Source organism: Streptomyces sp. NPDC051310, assembly GCF_044455245.1.
Taxonomy (GTDB): Bacteria; Actinomycetota; Actinomycetes; order Streptomycetales; family Streptomycetaceae; genus Streptomyces.
Genome location: NZ_JBITEO010000019.1, coordinates 84,782 through 100,512 on the forward strand (window position 1 = coordinate 84,782; position 15,731 = coordinate 100,512).

Sequence of the window (15,731 nt, forward strand, 5' to 3'; positions counted from 1 at the left end):
CCATCGCCGTCGCCGATCTCGACCTCGACGCACTCGACGGGACCGTCCTGTCGTTCCGCTGCGACGACGTCCCCGAAGGCCGCGTCCACGCCCTCGTACGCCTCCGGGGGCGCCCGGTCGGCACCGTCCTCGCCCACCTCCCGCCCGGCACCGGCGACCCCGCCCGGGCCCTCGCCGCGGTCGCCCGCGAGCGGCTGGCCGGCCGGGCGCCGCGGCCCGTGGCGTACGGCACCCCGCCGCGGACGTCCGTCGTCGTCGCCACCCGCGAGCGCGCCGGCGTGCTCCCCGGGGCCCTGGACTCGCTCCTCGCGCAGGACCACCCCGACTACGAGGTCGTCGTCGTCGACAACGCCCCCCGCACCCCGGCCACCCGCGAGCTGATCGAGGCGAAGTACCCCGGCGTCCGGTACGTGCGCGAGGACGTGCCCGGGCTCGCCGGCGCCCACAACCGGGGCGTCGCCGCCGCCGACGGCGAGGTCCTCGCCTTCACCGACGACGACGTGGTCGCCGACCCGCACTGGCTGACCGCCCTCACGGCGCCGTTCGCCGCGGACCCGCGCATCGGCTGCGTCACCGGGCTGATCCTGCCCGCCCGGCTGCGCACCCCGGCGCAGATCCTGCTCGAGAGCCACGGCGGCTTCGCCAAGGGCTTCACCCCGCGCACCTGGGACCCGCGGCACCCGCCCGCCGGCGAGCCGCTCTTCCCGTTCGCCGCCGGCAGCTTCGGCTCGGGTGCCAACATGGCCTTCCGCGCCACCGCCCTGCGCGCGGCGGGCGGCTTCGACCCGGCCACCGGCACCGGCACGCCCGCCCGGGGCGGCGACGACCTGTACGCCTTCGTCCGCGTGCTCACCGCCGGGCACCGGCTGCACTACACGCCCGACGCCCTCGTCTGGCACCACCACCGCGAGACCTGGCAGGACCTGCGCGGCCAGGCGTACGGCTACGGCGCCGGCCTCACCGCGTACCTCACCGCCCTGGTCGTCCGCCGCCCGGACCTGCTGCCCGCCCTGCTCGCCCGCCTCCCGCGCGGCCTGGCCCACGCGCGGGCGATGACCGCCGCACGCGGCGCCGCGGAAGCCGGCACGCCGGGCGCACACGGCGCGCAGGGCCACCCCTGGCCGCGCGGCCTGTCCCGGCTGGAGCGGCTCGGCATGCTCTACGGGCCGATCGGCTACGCCCGCGCCCGCGCCCGGCTGCGCGCCCGCACCGGACCCGGCGGCACGGCCCCGCTGCGGCGCACCGGCACACCGGGCACCGAGGGCGGTGGGGCGCGATGAGAACACCCGTACCGGTGCTCCTGTACCACGCGGTGACGGACGACCCGCCGCCCTGGATCGCCGAGTTCACCGTCACGCCCCGCGCCTTCGAGGCCCAGCTCGACGCGGTCGTCGCCAGCGGCCGCACCGCCGTGCCGCTGTCGGTGCTCGCGAGCCACCTGGCCGGCCGGGGCGGGCTCCCGCCCCGGCCCGTCGTGCTCACCTTCGACGACGGCTTCGCCGACCTGCCGGGCCGGACCGCCGAGGCGCTCGCCTCCCGCGGCCTGCCCGCCACCGCCTACCTGACGACCGGGGCCCTCACGCCCGGCCGGGCCTGCCTGCTGCCGCCCGCGCCGATGATGGCGCTCGCCCAGGCGCCCCTGCTGGAGCAGTACGGCATGGAGGTCGGCGCGCACACGGTCACCCACCCCCAGCTGGACACGCTGGCGCCCCGCGCGCTCCGCCGCGAACTGTGCGAGGCCAAGGCCACGCTGGAGGACGTGCTGGGGCACCGGGTGGCGCACCTGGCCTATCCGCACGGCTACAACAGCCGCGCCGTGCGCCGGGCCGCGCTCGACGCCGGGTACGCGTCGGCCGTCGCCGTACGGCACGCCCTCAGCTCGGAGTCGGACGAGCCGTACCGCATCGCGCGGCTCATCCTGCGCAGGTCGCACACCGTCGCCGACGTCGAGCGGTGGATGGAGGGGCACGGCGCGCGGACCGCGCCCTTCCCCGACTCGCCGGCGACGGCCGGCTGGCGGATGTACCGGCGGGCCAGGGCCCTGGTCCGCGGACCGGGATTCGCCGGCTGAACCACGAGCCGGCCCACCGGCCGATCCACGACAGACGACTTCGTACGAGAGCCGCCCGGACCCGAAGAACGTTCCCGTACTTCGCTCGAGCGGCCGCATGCGTGGGGGGAGTGGCACAGTGCAGCAGCAGCACCGCGTGCCCGCACCGGCCGCCGCCCGGCCGGCCGGTGACGGGGCGGACGCCGGGGCGGGCGCGCCGCCGCCGGGAGGCGGCGGATGGCCGCTGCAGACCCTCTTCAGCTGGCTGCCCCTGCCCGGGGCGGCCGCCCTGTGGGTGTACGCGCTGCCGCGCACCGGCTTCCGGGACATCGGCGACCACGGGCTGCTCGACCGCTTCCCGGCGGCGTACTACGCCGCGCTCGCCGTCCTGACGGCCGGGTTCGTCATCACCCTGCGCCGCGCCGGCACGGCGCGCCGCTGGCCCGCGACGTACTGCGTGGCCATGCTGGTGGCGCTCAAGGCGCCGCCGGCCGTGCTGTACGACGGGGTGCGGTACGCCTGGGCCTCCAAGCACGACGCCGTGATCACCCGGCTGCTCGCCGACGGCACGGTCCACCCGTACACCGAACTGTCGGGCGGCATGTCGGCGTACGACCAGTGGCCCGGCTTCTTCTCCCTCAACGCCGCCCTGGTGCGGGCCTTCGGCGTGGAGGCGGCCGCCTCGTACGCCAACTGGGCGCCCGTCGCCCTCGGGGTGCTCACGCTGCCCGTCCTGCTGCTGCTCTACCGCACCTTCAGTGACGACTGGCGGCTGGTGTGGACGGGCGTGTGGATCTTCCAGCTGGCCAACTGGGTCGGCCAGGACTACCTCGCCCCGCAGGGCTTCTCCTACCTGCTCCACCTCACCGTCCTCGTCGTCGTCGTACGGCACTTCGTGCGGCCGGGGTCCGCCGGGCCGCTGCGCGACCGGGCGTGGCTGGACCCGGCGGCAGCGGCCGTGCCGCCGCCCACGGGCACCCGGCAGCGCGCGGTCGGCGTCCTGGTCCTCGCCCCGCTGATCGCCACCGTCAACGCCTCCCACCAGCTCACGCCGGTGATGCTGTGCGCCACGCTGTTCACCCTGTGCCTCACCCGCCGCTACCGCAACATCGGGCTGCTCGTCGTCGCCGGGCTGCTCATGCTGGCCTGGGACCTGACCATGGGGCGCGTGCTGTTCCTGGAGACCCTGGGCACGCTGCGCGACTCGGCCGGCGACCTCCTCGGCAACTCCCGGGCGGGGTACGCCGGGGAGCCCACGGGACCCGGCCCGGAACTGGTCGGCACGGCCAACGTCGCCGTGGTGCTCGTCCTCGCCGCGCTCGCCGGCACGGCCGTGCTGCTGCGCCGCCGGCTGGCGCGCAGCGCGCTGCCGCTGCTGCTGGCGGCCGCGGCGCCGGTGCCGATGTTCGCCGTCAACGACTACGGCGGCGAAATGCTCTTCCGCGTCTACCTGTTCGGTCTGCCCGGTACGGCGTTCTTCGCCGCCGCGGCGCTGGTGCCGGCCGCCGGGGCGGCCGGCCGCGGCGCCCGGGCCGCCCGCCGGGTCACGGTGGTCGCCCTGCCCGTCGCGCTGACCGTCCTGCTGGCCGGGTTCCTGCCCTCGTACTACGGCAAGGAGGGCATGCACTACGCGCCGCCCGCCGAGACCGCGCTCGTCACCCGCGCCTACGACCGGGCTCCGGCAGGGTCGCTGATCCTGGCCACCACGGGGTCCTTCCCCGGCGCGTACACCCGCTACGACCGGTACGAGCGCTGGTTCTTCACCGAGCAGGAGATCCCGGAGAACCTCAGGATGCTCCGCGACCCCGCGGGCTACCTCGCACGCGGCATCCCCGAGGGCCGCCGGGCGTACGTGATCCTCACGCCCACCCAGGAGGAGGCGGTCACCGGCGAGGGCTACCTGCCGCCCGGCGGCTTCGACACCCTCGTGGCCGGCCTCAGGGCCTCGCCGCTGTTCCGCGTGGTGGAGGAGAGCAGGCACGGGCTCGTACTCGTCCACGTCCCCCGGTGACAGGAGGTCGCCATGCAGAGGAACCGCACCTGGTACAGAGCCGCCCTGGCGGCCTCCGGATGGCTCGCCCTGGCGGCCACCGCCCTGCCGGGCGGATCGGCCCTGCGCTGGATCCCGGTCCTCGCCTTCGTCGCCTTCGGGCCCGGCCTCGCCCTGCTGCACCCGCAGCCGCGGGGGCTGCGCCCCGGTGCGCGGCTGGAGGCGCTGGCGCTTGCCGCGCCGGTCAGCCTGTCGCTGGCCACGCTCACCGCCACCGCGCTGTTCCTGCTGGAGGGCTTCACCACGACCGCGTTCCTGATCCCGCTGGCCGCCTTCGCGACGGTGGTGGCCGCCCTGCCCGGGGTGCCGCTCCCCGCGGCCACCCGCGGCGCCGCCGGACGGGCCGGACCCGACGGACCGGACCGGTGAGCGGGCGGCACACCGGCGGCCGTCGCCCCCGGCCGGTCACCGCGCTGGTGCTCGCCGTCGTCGGGACGCTGCTCCTCGGTCTCGGCATAGGGACCGCCACCCGGCCGGACGGCGCCTCCGGCGACGCACCGCGGGGGCCGTGCGCGCCGACCGCGCTGCTGGAACCCCCGTGCGGGGCCTGGTGGGGCGCCTACGTGCCCTACGCGGCCAACGGCTCCCTCACGGACGCGGTCCACGGGTTCGAGCGGAGGATCGGCCGGAAGCTCGACCTCGTCTACAACTACCACGACATGTCCGGCACGGAGCTCGACGGACAGCTCCTCACCCCCGACGAGCGGGAACTGGGCCGCGAGCGGCTGCTGATGCTGGCCTGGGAGTCCACCGTCTGGACCGAGCCCCACCACGCGAACTGGACCGAGCGGCAGCTCGGCTGGAAGAACATCGCCTCCGGTGCGTACGACGAGGACGTCATCGACCCGCAGGCCCGCCGCATCAAGGCGTACGGCAAGCGCGTCTTCCTCTCCTTCGACCAGGAGACCGACTTCCGCATCAAGGAAGGCGCGGGCACGCCCGAGGAGTTCGTCGCCGCCTGGCGTCACCTGCACGACCGCTTCGCCCGGCTCGGCGTGGACAACGTGGTGTGGGTGTGGACGGTCTCCGGCTACCTGGGCCACGCCCGGCAGATGAAGGCGTTGTACCCCGGTGACGCGTACGTCGACTGGATCGGCATGGACCAGTACAACTACTACCTCTGCCACAGGTCGACCCGGTGGCTGGACTTCGACCGGAGCCAGCGGCCCTCCTACGACTGGCTGCGCGCCCACATCTCCGGCGACAAGCCGATCATGCTCGCCGAGTTCGCCACCGCGCCCGACCCGGTGCGCCCGCAGCGCCAGCGCGACTGGTACGCCGAGATCCCCCGGGTCGCGCCGACGCTGCCGAAGGCCAAGGCGCTGGTCCACTGGAACCGGCCGGTCCCCGGCGAGGGCTGCGACCTGACCGTCGACGACGGGCCGGGCCTGGAGGGCTACCGGATCGCCGGGCAGGACGGCTATTTCCGGCAGCCGCTCCCGCCCCGGTAGCGGCGGACGACGAACGCCGCCGCGGCCGCCGCGCACCAGGCCAGGAACACCGGCACCGCGGCGGCCGCGAACGCGTCCTGCGCCGCCCACCCCGCCACCGCCAGCACCCACACCGCGCCCGCCGTCCCCCGCCCGCCGGCGCCCGCCGCCCGCAGCGCCACCACCGCCAGACCCAGGCACAGCACCTGGAGCACGAAGGGCGCCACGGCGAGCACCCCCTGCGCGCCCGACAGCCCCGCCACCCCGGCGAACAGCCGCGCCGCTTCCCCGGACCACGGCCCGCCCGCCGCCTCCGGCCGCAGACCCAGCAGCAGCGGCGCCGAGTGCAGGGCGGCCACCGTCACCATCAGGGCCGCTGCCGTCAGCGCGGGCCGCACCCGCCGCAGCGAGAGCGCCGCGCAGTGCACGACGACCAGGAGGATGCCCGCGGTCACCGTCACCGGGGGCAGCGCGTCCAGCAGTTCGGCTCCCGACACGGCCCCCGTCAACCGCTCCCGCCCCGACTGCCGGACGCGCGCGAGCGGTACCCAGAACAGCCCGGCGGCCAGCGCCAGCAGCAGCCACAGCCGGCGGGCCGGCCACCGCTCGTCGTCCACCGCGCCCGGCGCCCGCGCCCGGACGTACACCGGCAGACCGACCGCGGGCGTCGCCGTGTCGTGCCCGCCCCGCAGGTACGCCGACTGGCGCGCCCGCTCCGTGCCGTGGCGCTCCTCCTGGCGGGCCGCCCGCTCCGCCGCCTCCCACGCCCAGCGCGTGCCGTACTCCGGCCCGCGGGCCCGCCGCCACCGCGGCGGACGGGGCGCACGGCCGGCCAGCGCCCCGCGCAGCCCCGGCACCGACACCAGCGCCATCACCGTCATGGCCGCGAGCATCGCGAGCCCCGCCCCCGCGATCCCGGCCGGGACCGTCAGCACCGCCGCGCTGCCCAGCACCAGCACGCACATCGCGCCCTGCACGGCGGCGAGCACGCCGGTGCGCCCCTGGACGCGCAGCACCCCGATCCAGAGCTCGACCGCGACCCGCGGCAGCGCGGCGGCCGCCAGCAACCGCAGGACCAGCGTGCCGTGTTCGGCGTACGCGGCCCCGAACGGCAGGAGGATCCACGGTGCGAAGAGGACCAGCACCAGCACCACCGGCACCAGCAGCAGCGCCATCCGGCGCAGGGCGCCCCGCACCCCCTCGGCGAGGGACTCCGGGCTGTGGGAGGCGTGCGCGGTCAGCGACGAGGCCATGTTGATGGCCATGAACTCCATGGTCCCGCCGACCGTGTACGCGGTGTAGAAGAAGCCGTTGTGCGCGGCGTCGAAGCGCACGGCGACCATCACCGGCAGCAGGTTGATCATCGCCAGGCTGAACAGCGCGCCCACCGCGTCGCCGGCGAGGAACCGCCCCATCTCCCGCGGCGTCGGCGGCTCCCGGTCCCGGTCGGCGGCCGCCTGCCGGGGGATGAGCCGGCGGAACACCAGCCAGCCGAGCGGCAGGACGGACAGGGCTATGGCGACGGCCCACGAGACGAAGATGCCGAGCACCGGCAGCGCGGTGGCGCACACCACCAGCAGGAGCAGCTTGGCCGTCGAGAAGACGGCGTTGCCGACCGGCACCCACACCGCCTTGCGCAGCCCGGTCAGCACCCCGTCCTGGAGGGTGAGCAGCGCCCAGGCCACGCACGCGGCGGTGAAGAACAGCCCGGCGGGCAGCCCGCGCAGGGGCGCGTAGGACGGCCCCCACAGGTCCAGCGTGGCCAGGAACGCGGCGCTCGCCGCCGCCACCACCACGGAGCTCACGGCGTACGCGCGCCACACCAGCGGTCCGGTCGCGCGTCCGGCCCGCGGCACGTAGCGCACCACCGCCCCGATCATGGTGGTGGCGGTGACGGAGGCGAGCAGCCGCATCGCGGCGATGGCGGCGGAGCCCTGCCCGACGGCCTCCTCGGTGTAGTAGCGGGCGGCGATCAGCCAGAACCCCAGGCCGAGCGCCGCGGAGACCCCGGTCGACAGCATCAGCGCGTACGCGTTGCGGAACATCGAGTCGCCGCTGGACGGCGCCCCGCCCCCGGCGCCCTCCGCCGGCGCGGTGCCGTGCCGGACGGTCGTCTCAGCCACCGTGGCGGCCCGCGGGCCGTGCGCCCGACGCGCGCAGGACGGCGAGGACCGCGTCGGCGCGCAGCGGGTCGGCGGGCAGCGCGTGCCGGGCGAACCACCGGGCGGCGCCCGGAGCGGGCGAGGGGTCGGCGAAGGCCGCGCCCGCGTAGTCGTCCAGGGGCGGGTCGTAGAGGTAGCCGGTGGTCAGCCGGGCCCGGGCCAGCGCGGCGACGGCCGCGTCCCGGTCGGCGACCAGCAGCGGTACGCGGAACAGCGGCTGGAGCGCGGCCGGCGGGGTGCCCCAGGGCGAGGCGCCCCAGGGAGAGGCGAGGAGCTTCTCCGTACCGGCGCGGTGGGCCGCCAGGGTCGCGTCGAGCCGCCCGAGGAGCCGCTCGGTGCGCCGCAGCCGGGCGGACCCGGGGGTGAGCCGGTACGCGTGCAGGTCGACCCGTACCCACGGGTGGAAGGGGGTGAGACCGGGGGCGGCGGCCACCGCCCGTTCCAGCGCGGCCGGCCGCAGCGGCATCCGGATCCCCTCCCGCTCCTGCCGGCCCAGCGCCCGCAGCGCGGCCCGGGCGGCCTTCACCAGCCGCAGGCCCCGCACCGCCGCCTCGGCGTACGGCCGCAGGGCGTAGGCGAGTTCGGCGCCGGCCCTCGCGGGGTGGAGCAGCGCGTCCCGGGCCCGGGCGAGCTCGTCGCGCAGGCCGGCGTCGCGCACGGCGAGGAAGCCGCCGGTCGCGGCGCCGGTGTGCTTGGAGAGGCTGAAGGCCGACGCGTCGCCGTACGTGCCGACGGGCCGGCCGCCGACCTCGCTGCCGATCGCGTGCGCCGCGTCCTCCAGCAGCGGGATGCCCCGCGCGCGGCAGGCGGCGGCCAGCTCCGGCGCCGGGTCGGGGTTGCCGTACAGATTGGTGGTGAGCACCGCGGACAGGCCCCGCCACACGTCCTCGGGGACGGCGGCGACGTCGAGGGAGGCGTCGTGCGGCTTCAGCGGTGCCTGGACGGGGCGCAGCCCGGCGGCGAGGACGACGAAGAGGATGACGTCGTCGTTGACGGGGGACATGAGCACCCGGCCGCCCGGCGGGCACCAGTGGCGCAGCGCCAGGTACAGCCCGAGCCGGCACGACGGCACGTACAGGCATGCCCGGCCGAGCCGTGCGCGCATGCGTTCTTCCAGAGCCGCGTACCGCATGTGATACCCCCCTGAGCCCCGGGACAATGTCGCCCCATGGGGACGATCCCGTCAAGACGGCGGAAGGGCCCATCCCTTGACGGAACGGGCCCTTCCGGGAGGGTCTGCGGGGGTGTCACTCGTCGAGGGTCAGACCCTTGCGGAGCTTGCCCAGGGTGCGCGAGAGCAGCCGGGAGACGTGCATCTGCGAGATGTTGAGCTCCTCGCCGATCTCCGACTGCGTCATCCCGGCGACGAAGCGCAGCGAGAGGATCTTGCGGTCCCGGGCGGGCAGCGCGGCGATCAGCGGCTTGAGGGACTCGACGTACTCGATGCCCTCCAGTCCGTTGTCCTCGTACCCGATGCGGTCGGCGAGGGCGCCCTCGGTCTCGTCCTCCTCGGGCTGCGCGTCCAGCGAGCTCGCGGTGTACGCGTTGCTCGCCGCCATGCCCTCGACGACCTCTTCCTTGGTGATGCCGAGCTTCGCGGCGAGCTCACCGACGGTCGGGGCGCGGTCCAGTTGCTGGGCGAGCTCGTCCCCGGCCTTCGCGAGGTCGAGGCGCAGCTCCTGGAGCCGGCGCGGGACGCGTACGGACCAGGAGGTGTCGCGGAAGAAGCGCTTGATCTCGCCGATGATGGTTGGCATCGCGAAGGTGGGGAACTCGACCCCACGGGCCAGCTCGAACCGGTCGATGGCCTTGATCAGGCCGATGGTGCCGACCTGGATGATGTCCTCCATCGGTTCGCTGCGGGAGCGGAACCGGGAGGCGGCGAACTTGACCAGGGCGAGGTTGAGCTCGACGAGGGTGTTGCGGACGTACGCGTACTCGTGCGTGCCCTCCTCGAGCGCTTCAAGCCGGGCGAAGAGGGTCTTGGACAGGGCCCGCGCGTCGAGCGGTTCGACCTCGTCGTACGGCGGGATCTCGGGCAGACCGAGACCGGCGAGGGGGTCGGCCGTGCCGGTGATCTCGTAGGGGATGTGCTGGGGCGGAGTTGTCGACGTCGCGTGGGGGGTGCGCGGTGCGTCGAGCCGGGGTGACATGGTCTCCTCCATCGTTCTCGGCATAAGGCCGCCGATGCCGATCTACGTCGCTGCGGTGTGCGGCGCCTCCGAAGCCGGCCGTGTCGGGGGTGTCCCGCTGACGGGTGTCCCCTGCGAATGGGTGTCCCTACTAGCCCTACCTGCTCTTCATGGATCGTTGCAAGTGTCAATTGTCCCATATGTCCGGGTTGCAGGGGAGTCCGACTACCGACCGGTGGGGAGAAGGCGTAGGGTTCTACCGACTCAACGGCATCGGCGAAGAGGGGCGGCATGGACCGCGGGACGGTCGGCAGCGCGAATCAGGGCCGACTCAGCGTCGGGGTCCGGACGGAGGGCCGGAGCGAGGTCGTCACACCGGTGGGTGAGCTCGATCACCACACCGCCGACCTGCTGCGCGAACCGCTGGAAGCCGCGCTCGACAAAGGGCGATCACGGCTGGTGGTCGACTGCTCGCAGCTCGCTTTCTGCGACTCCACCGGCCTCAACGTGCTGCTCGGCGCACGGCTGAAGGCCGAGGCGGCAGGGGGAGGGGTCCATTTGGCCGGGATGCAGCCCGTGGTGGCCCGGGTCTTCGAGATCACCGGCGCCGAGGCGGTCTTCGCCGTGCACGAGACCCTGGAAGCGGCCCTCTCCGAATAGGTCCCGCCGGCGGGGCCGCACCCCGCTGTCGGTCTGCTCATGACCGCGAGGTGACGAACCGGGTGTTGTACCCGGAACGCCGGGCAGAAGAACCTGCGCGAGGGGGCGTGAGAGAGCCAGGGTCGGCTCCCCCTCTCTGTATCGATGTAATGGCGACTTGGTGAATCGGTGAGGTGAAGCGCTGATGGGCAGCACCCAGCAGCATCCGCCGAGCGATCTCGGTGGTGAGCCGGGCGGCTCGGGCCTCGGGGCCGCGGGCGCCGCTGCCGTCGGCGCGGGTGCCGAGCCGGTCGCGGGATCCGTGGCGCCCGGCGCGCCGGGCGGGCCCGCTGCGGGGACCGACGGCGGCGTCACCGCCCCGGGCGCGGATGCGCCCGCCGGCGCGGGCGGGTCTTCCGGCGCGGTGCCCGGGACGGATGCGGGCACGGCCGCCGGCCCCCTCGGCGCCGACGCCGGTGCGGGTGCGGCGATGACGGCTCCGGCCGTCGCGTCCGGGATCCCCTCCGCCGGGCCCGGTGCGCCGGCGGACCCTCCGGCGGGCATGCCGGCCGCTGCCGCGCACGCCGCGCCCGGGACACCGGCCGCCGACGGCGGCGCGACCGGTGCCTCCGGTACGGACGGCTCCGGTACGGGCGAGCCGGTGGCGAGCGGCTCCGGTGCGAGCGGCTCCGGTACGAGCGACTCGGCCGGGCGCCGGAGCCGCAGGCTGGAGCTGGGCAGCGCCAGCGGCATCGTGCCGCTCGCCCGCGACTTCACCCGCCAGGCGCTCTACGACTGGGGCTGGCTGCCCGCCGCCACCGCCGACCGCCGCGCCGCCGCGGAGGACGTCCTGCTCGTCGTCTCGGAACTGGTCACCAACGCCTGCCTGCACGCCGAGGGCCCCGAGGAGCTGCGCGTCTCGCTGGACGCGAAGGTGCTGCGGCTGGAGGTCGAGGACCGGGGCCCGGGCCAGCCAGCGCCGCGCACACCGCACCGCGCCGGACGGCCGGGCGGACACGGCATGTTCATCGTGCAGCGCCTCTGTCTGGACTGGGGCGTCGTGCGGGCCACCGGCGCACCGGGCAAGACGGTCTGGGCGGAGCTGGCGGCGCCCGCGTAGCGACCCGCGTCCCGCGCGGGTCTTCGGAGTGCTTGGGGGAGCACGGCGAACGGCCGTGCTCTTTGTCATGTGCCCCTGTCCCGCCGCCCGTCCGTGCACGTGTCTTCCCTCTCCACGGTCACCGGCGTACCTTGAGCGCCGATCTGATGGGCCGTCAGGCGTGAGGTGATCTCGTGGTGTCGTACCGGAAGCGGACAACTCTGGCGCTGGCGGCGGCGGTTGCGGGCACCGCCGTGCTGACGGCCGCACCGGCCGCCCACGCCACCGTGGTCGACGTCGACTACGCGTGCCGGACCCCGATCGGTGACAAGGGTGCCGTCTCCCCGATCGACATCACGGGCGTCAGGAGCGGCAGCGGCTACCGGCTCACCATGTCGTTCCGCAAAGGCGTCTCGTCCAGCCCCGTGGAGCTGGGCAAGGGGGCCATGAGCCCGAGCGCGGTCATCCGGGTCGGCGGCGCGGACCGCGGGACCGTCACCGTCTCGGGACCGGCGAACCCCGAGAGGATCCCCGCCGACACCCCCATCAGGATCGGCGATCTGTCGGGCACGTACACCCCGTCGAAGAGCGGCAAGGTCACCTTCACCGCCGGGGTGCTGACCATCGAGGCGCTCGGCACCACCACCACCTGCACCCCGCGGAACAACCCGGGACCGTCGCTGGAGCTGGACGTCACCGCGGCGGGCGGCGGCTCGGGGACGGAGTCCGGTTCCGGTTCCGGGTCGCGGCCGGCCCCGCCGGGGAGCGGCGAACTGCCCAGGACCGGCCCCCTCGACTCGGCCGCGGCGCTCGGCACGCTCGGCGGCACGGTGCTGCTCGCCGGAGTGGCCGGTGCGCTGTGGCTGACCCGCCGCACGGGCCACCGGCGGGCATAGGGGCATGCGCCCCCGCGCCGCGGCCGCCCCCGCCGTCCTGGCCCTCGCCGCGACGGTGTTCTCCGCGACGCCCGCGGCCGGAGCCGGGACCGCCTCCGGCGAGGCCAGGCCGTACCTCTACCTGGAGGGGCCGCCCGGCACCGTGCTGGAGGACACCCTGTCGCTGACCAACACCGGTCACCGCCCGCTGACACTGCCCCTGCGGGCCACCGCCCCCTGGGTGACCTTCGCCGCGAACCCGGTCACCGTGCCGCCCCGGACCCGGGCCGAGGTGCCGTTCTCGGTGACCGTCCCCGCGGACGCGCCCCCCGGCGACCACGCGGGCGCCCTGCTGGCCGGGAAGGCCGTGACCGTGCCGGTACGGGTACGGGTCGGCGGGCCGCGGCTCGCCGCGCTCACCGTCGAGGACGTCCGCGTCACGGGCGGGGCCGTCCGGTACGCCCTGGTCAACCGTGGCAACACCGTCCTCGCGCCGCATCTCGCGGTGCGCGCCGAGGGCTTGTTCGGCGAGGTCCTGCGCCGGGCGGAGCGCCCGCTTCCGCTGCGGCTGCGCCCGGGCCGGCGGGCCGAGCTCAGCGAGCCCTGGCCGGAAGGGCAGCGCCCGCTCCTGGACCGGGTGACGGTCCGCCTCAGCGCCACCGCGGGCGGCGGCGCGCGGGCGGAGGCGTCGACGACCCGCACCTTCGGCGCCGGCGGGGTGGCGGCCGGTACGGGCGCGCTCCTCGCCGCCGCGGTGATCCGGGGCCTCGTACGGCGCCGGATCACCGCGGCGGCGAGGGGAGCGTACGGATGAAGCGGAGCGCAAGCCGGACGGCCCGGGCGGGCGGGTTCCGGTGGTGGCGCGCGGCGGGCGGGCGGGCGTTCCGTGCGGGCGCCGTGGCGGTGACCGCGCCCCCGGCCCTCGTGGCGGCCCTCGTCCTGGCTCTCGCCCTCGTCCTGGCGCCCGCGGCGCGCGGCGCGGCCGCGGCGGAGGGCAGGCCGGCCGTGGAGCTGTCGCGCCAGGAGGCCGGCACCGGCGGTGAGCTCACGGTCGGCGGCACGGGCTGGCGGCCCGGCGCCCTGCTGATGCTGCTGGTCTGCGGCGAGGCCGCCCCCGGTCGCGGCCTGGTGAGCGGCACGAACTCCTGCGCCAACGCCGACGGCCGCGCCGTCACCACCGACGCGCGCGGCGCGTTCAGCAGGAAGCTCCCGGTTCCCGCGCCGCCCGTGCCGTGCCCCTGCGTGGTCCATGTCGCCACGGTCACCGGCGAGCAGGCCGGCGTGGACGCCCCGCTGCGAATCACCGGGCACCCGGTGGCACCGCTGCCCGAGCCCTCCGGCGACGGCAGGCTCGCCGTGCTGGCGGGCCCCCGGCTCGAAGGGTCGAGCGGCCTCCTCGTCCGGTTCGGCGCCCCGGCGCGGCGCACCCTCGTCCTCACGGTCGGCAACCTCGGTCCCGCACCCGTCCGGAACCCGGTGTTCGAGGTGGGCACCGCCCACGGCGTGTTCGCCCCGCAGTGGCAGGAGCGGCAGTGGCGCGGCACCATCGCGCCCGGCCGCAAGGCGCGCGTGGAGCTGCCGGTGGAGCTGGCGGCGGGCGCCCACGGCGACTACCAGGTCTCCGTGCGCTACGGCGGCCGGGTGCTGGCCGAACAGCCGTGGGGCGTCGACCGGCCGTGGGGCGTGGTGCTCTTCCAGATCCTGCTGGTCCTGGTCGTGCCGGCGGGGCTGTACCGGATCGGGATGGCCGTCGTGGACCGGGTCCGCCCGCGCCGCCGGCCGGCCTCCGGCGCACCTCCCCGCGCGGCCGGCGGGGATTCCGGAACGGTCACCGGTCCGGTGGCCCCGGCGGCCCTCCCGTGGTTCGCACCCGACTCCGCACCGACGCAGAACCGACCCACGACGAAGGGACACGCGTGAGCACGCAACGGAGAATGAGTGCGGCCGGGGTCGCGGTGATGCTCGGCGGTGCGGGGATCCTGCCGGCCGCGGGACCCGTGCAGGCGGCCGAGGTGTCGTACGCCACGGAGTGCGTCCCGCCGGCCATCTCGGGGCTGCCCCCGGTGCAGGGCACGTCGAAGGTGCTGATCACCGCACCGGCGGAGGCGAAGGTCGGCGACGAGATCGAGGTGGTGTGGCGGACCGTCGAGGCGGCGTCCCGGAACCCCGGCGTCCTCGACCTGGAGAAGGACACCGTCAAGCCGGCGGGAACGGTCAGGGTCACGGGCGCGTGGACCGCCGACCTGGCGGTGGCGGGGCCGCGGCAGAACCCGCCGATCCCCAAGAACAGCCCCATGGTGCTGCCGGACATGACGGGCCGGCTGAAGCTGACCCGGCCGGGGGAGATCACGCTGACGCCCGGCGCGTACACCATCAACGTCTCCAAGCCGCTGTCCACGGACACGAAGTGCGCGCCGGAGGAGACGGTCCGGCCCGCCCACACCATCAAGGTCACGGAGGGCGGCGACCCGCCGCCGACGGGTGGCACGGCCTCCGGCGGCACCGCGACGGGTGGCACGGCCTCCGGCGGCACGGCTTCGGGCGGCACCACGGCAGGCGGTACGGCCTCCGGTGGCACCACGGCAGGCGGTACGGCCTCCGGCGGGACGAGCGGCGGCGGGGACGGCGGCCCGGCCGCGTACCCGGGCAAGGAGGTCAGCGTCCCGTACGCGTGCCGGACGCCCATCGGGGACAAGCAGGCCACCTCCCCCGTGCGGATCGACGCCCGCGGGAGCGGCGGGAGCTACGCCCTCACCGTGAGGTTCTCCCGGTCGGTCATGGACAGTCCCGCCGACATCCCGGCAGGGACCGTGAAGCCTTCCATGGAGGTCGCCCTCGGTGGCGCGGACAAGGGCACCGTCCACGTCGAGGGCCCCGCCAACAAGGAGCCCATCAAGGCCGGCAGCCCGATCGGGATACCGGACCTGACCGGCACGTACAAGCCGGGCGCCACGGGCCGGGCGACCCTGAGCCCAGGGGTCCTCACGGTCGAGGCGCTCGGTACGACGACGACCTGCACCCCGCCCCCGAACGTCCGGGTCTCCCTGGAGCTGGACACCACCGCCCAGCCGGGCGGCGCCTCGGGCGGCACGAGCTCCGGCGGCACGGGCTCCGCGGGTCCGGCCACCGGCGGGAGCTCCGCCTCCGGCGGCGGCCTCGCCGAGACGGGCGCCGAGGACGGCGGCGCGCTGCGCGCCCTCGCCCTGGTCGCCGGCACGGTCGTCCTGCTGGGCGGCGCGGTGTTCGCCTTCACGCCGTGGCGGCTGCTGCGCCGCTGACAGGCGGCCGCCGGAA

At 75.9% G+C, this 15,731-nt stretch carries 14 protein-coding genes; 11 read left to right on the plus strand and 3 right to left on the minus strand.

Annotation, left to right across the window (positions count from 1 at the left end; genetic code table 11):
- Positions 1-2 precede the first annotated feature (2 nt).
- The 5 genes from ACIA79_RS25090 to ACIA79_RS25110 all read left to right on the plus strand — a co-directional run bounded on the left by ACIA79_RS25090 (position 3) and on the right by ACIA79_RS25110 (position 5,551).
- The gene (locus tag ACIA79_RS25090) at positions 3-1,280 is read left to right on the plus strand and encodes a glycosyltransferase (protein WP_399430614.1); all 1,278 of its coding nucleotides are present in this window, start codon (positions 3-5) and stop codon (positions 1,278-1,280) included.
- Complete coding sequence (locus tag ACIA79_RS25095; protein ID WP_399430565.1) at positions 1,277-2,071, plus strand: polysaccharide deacetylase family protein; 795 nt, start codon at positions 1,277-1,279, stop codon at positions 2,069-2,071. The genes ACIA79_RS25090 and ACIA79_RS25095 overlap by 4 nt, the downstream gene beginning before the upstream one ends.
- A 118-nt stretch (positions 2,072-2,189) precedes the next feature.
- Positions 2,190-4,061: a hypothetical protein gene (locus tag ACIA79_RS25100; RefSeq protein WP_399430566.1), complete on the plus strand. Its 1,872-nt coding sequence runs from the start codon at positions 2,190-2,192 to the stop codon at positions 4,059-4,061.
- A 12-nt stretch (positions 4,062-4,073) separates the two neighbouring features.
- Positions 4,074-4,469: a hypothetical protein gene (locus tag ACIA79_RS25105; RefSeq protein WP_399430567.1), complete on the plus strand. Its 396-nt coding sequence runs from the start codon at positions 4,074-4,076 to the stop codon at positions 4,467-4,469.
- The gene (locus tag ACIA79_RS25110; RefSeq protein ID WP_399430568.1) at positions 4,466-5,551 is read left to right on the plus strand and encodes a glycoside hydrolase family 26 protein; all 1,086 of its coding nucleotides are present in this window, start codon (positions 4,466-4,468) and stop codon (positions 5,549-5,551) included. The genes ACIA79_RS25105 and ACIA79_RS25110 overlap by 4 nt, the downstream gene beginning before the upstream one ends.
- On the opposite strand, the gene ACIA79_RS25115 is transcribed toward ACIA79_RS25110, so the two are convergent.
- The 3 genes from ACIA79_RS25115 to ACIA79_RS25125 form a co-directional block, all read right to left on the minus strand.
- Positions 5,521-7,653 (minus strand): lipopolysaccharide biosynthesis protein, encoded by a 2,133-nt coding sequence (locus tag ACIA79_RS25115; protein WP_399430569.1) that lies wholly within the window; start codon positions 7,651-7,653, stop codon positions 5,521-5,523. The genes ACIA79_RS25110 and ACIA79_RS25115 overlap by 31 nt on opposite strands.
- Positions 7,646-8,797 carry a DegT/DnrJ/EryC1/StrS family aminotransferase gene (locus tag ACIA79_RS25120; RefSeq protein ID WP_399430570.1) on the minus strand — a complete coding sequence of 384 codons (1,152 nt, stop codon included), beginning with the start codon at positions 8,795-8,797 and terminating at the stop codon, positions 7,646-7,648. Before ACIA79_RS25120 ends, ACIA79_RS25115 begins: the two co-directional genes overlap by 8 nt.
- Positions 8,798-8,939: 142 nt before the next feature.
- Entirely contained in the window at positions 8,940-9,845 is a 906-nt protein-coding gene (locus ACIA79_RS25125) for an RNA polymerase sigma factor SigF (protein ID WP_399430571.1), read from the minus strand.
- 270 nt (positions 9,846-10,115) lie between these two features.
- Between ACIA79_RS25125 and ACIA79_RS25130 the strand changes: the two genes are divergently transcribed.
- The 6 genes from ACIA79_RS25130 (at position 10,116) to ACIA79_RS25155 (ending at position 15,715) form a co-directional block, all read left to right on the plus strand.
- Positions 10,116-10,484, plus strand: coding sequence for an STAS domain-containing protein (locus ACIA79_RS25130; protein ID WP_399430572.1), 369 nt, complete (start codon positions 10,116-10,118; stop codon positions 10,482-10,484).
- A gap of 541 nt (positions 10,485-11,025) precedes the next feature.
- Entirely contained in the window at positions 11,026-11,583 is a 558-nt protein-coding gene (locus tag ACIA79_RS25135; RefSeq protein WP_399430615.1) for an ATP-binding protein, read from the plus strand.
- 176 nt (positions 11,584-11,759) lie between these two features.
- Positions 11,760-12,458: a peptidase gene (locus ACIA79_RS25140; protein ID WP_399430616.1), complete on the plus strand. Its 699-nt coding sequence runs from the start codon at positions 11,760-11,762 to the stop codon at positions 12,456-12,458.
- Between the two features lie 4 nt (positions 12,459-12,462).
- Positions 12,463-13,251 (plus strand): hypothetical protein, encoded by a 789-nt coding sequence (locus tag ACIA79_RS25145; RefSeq protein WP_399430573.1) that lies wholly within the window; start codon positions 12,463-12,465, stop codon positions 13,249-13,251.
- A complete protein-coding gene (locus tag ACIA79_RS25150; RefSeq protein ID WP_399430574.1) occupies positions 13,248-14,357 on the plus strand; it encodes a hypothetical protein in 1,110 nt (369 codons plus the stop codon). Before ACIA79_RS25145 ends, ACIA79_RS25150 begins: the two co-directional genes overlap by 4 nt.
- A gap of 14 nt (positions 14,358-14,371) precedes the next feature.
- Positions 14,372-15,715, plus strand: a complete 1,344-nt coding sequence (locus tag ACIA79_RS25155; protein WP_399430575.1) for a hypothetical protein — start codon at positions 14,372-14,374, stop codon at positions 15,713-15,715.
- Positions 15,716-15,731: the final 16 nt, after the last annotated feature.

What these genes read in the sequence shown, in the direction of transcription:
- ACIA79_RS25095 (WP_399430565.1), top strand. Translation starts at nt 1,277, where the DNA reads ATGAGAACACCCGTACCGGTGCTCCTGTACCACGCGGTGACGGACGAC.
- ACIA79_RS25105 (WP_399430567.1), top strand. Translation starts at nt 4,074, where the DNA reads ATGCAGAGGAACCGCACCTGGTACAGAGCCGCCCTGGCGGCCTCCGGA.
- ACIA79_RS25120 (WP_399430570.1), bottom strand. Translation starts at nt 8,797, where the DNA reads ATGCGCGCACGGCTCGGCCGGGCATGCCTGTACGTGCCGTCGTGCCGG.
- ACIA79_RS25125 (WP_399430571.1), bottom strand. Translation starts at nt 9,845, where the DNA reads ATGTCACCCCGGCTCGACGCACCGCGCACCCCCCACGCGACGTCGACA.
- ACIA79_RS25130 (WP_399430572.1), top strand. Translation starts at nt 10,116, where the DNA reads ATGGACCGCGGGACGGTCGGCAGCGCGAATCAGGGCCGACTCAGCGTC.
- ACIA79_RS25135 (WP_399430615.1), top strand. Translation starts at nt 11,026, where the DNA reads ATGCCGGCCGCTGCCGCGCACGCCGCGCCCGGGACACCGGCCGCCGAC.
- ACIA79_RS25145 (WP_399430573.1), top strand. Translation starts at nt 12,463, where the DNA reads ATGCGCCCCCGCGCCGCGGCCGCCCCCGCCGTCCTGGCCCTCGCCGCG.
- ACIA79_RS25150 (WP_399430574.1), top strand. Translation starts at nt 13,248, where the DNA reads ATGAAGCGGAGCGCAAGCCGGACGGCCCGGGCGGGCGGGTTCCGGTGG.
- ACIA79_RS25155 (WP_399430575.1), top strand. Translation starts at nt 14,372, where the DNA reads ATGAGTGCGGCCGGGGTCGCGGTGATGCTCGGCGGTGCGGGGATCCTG.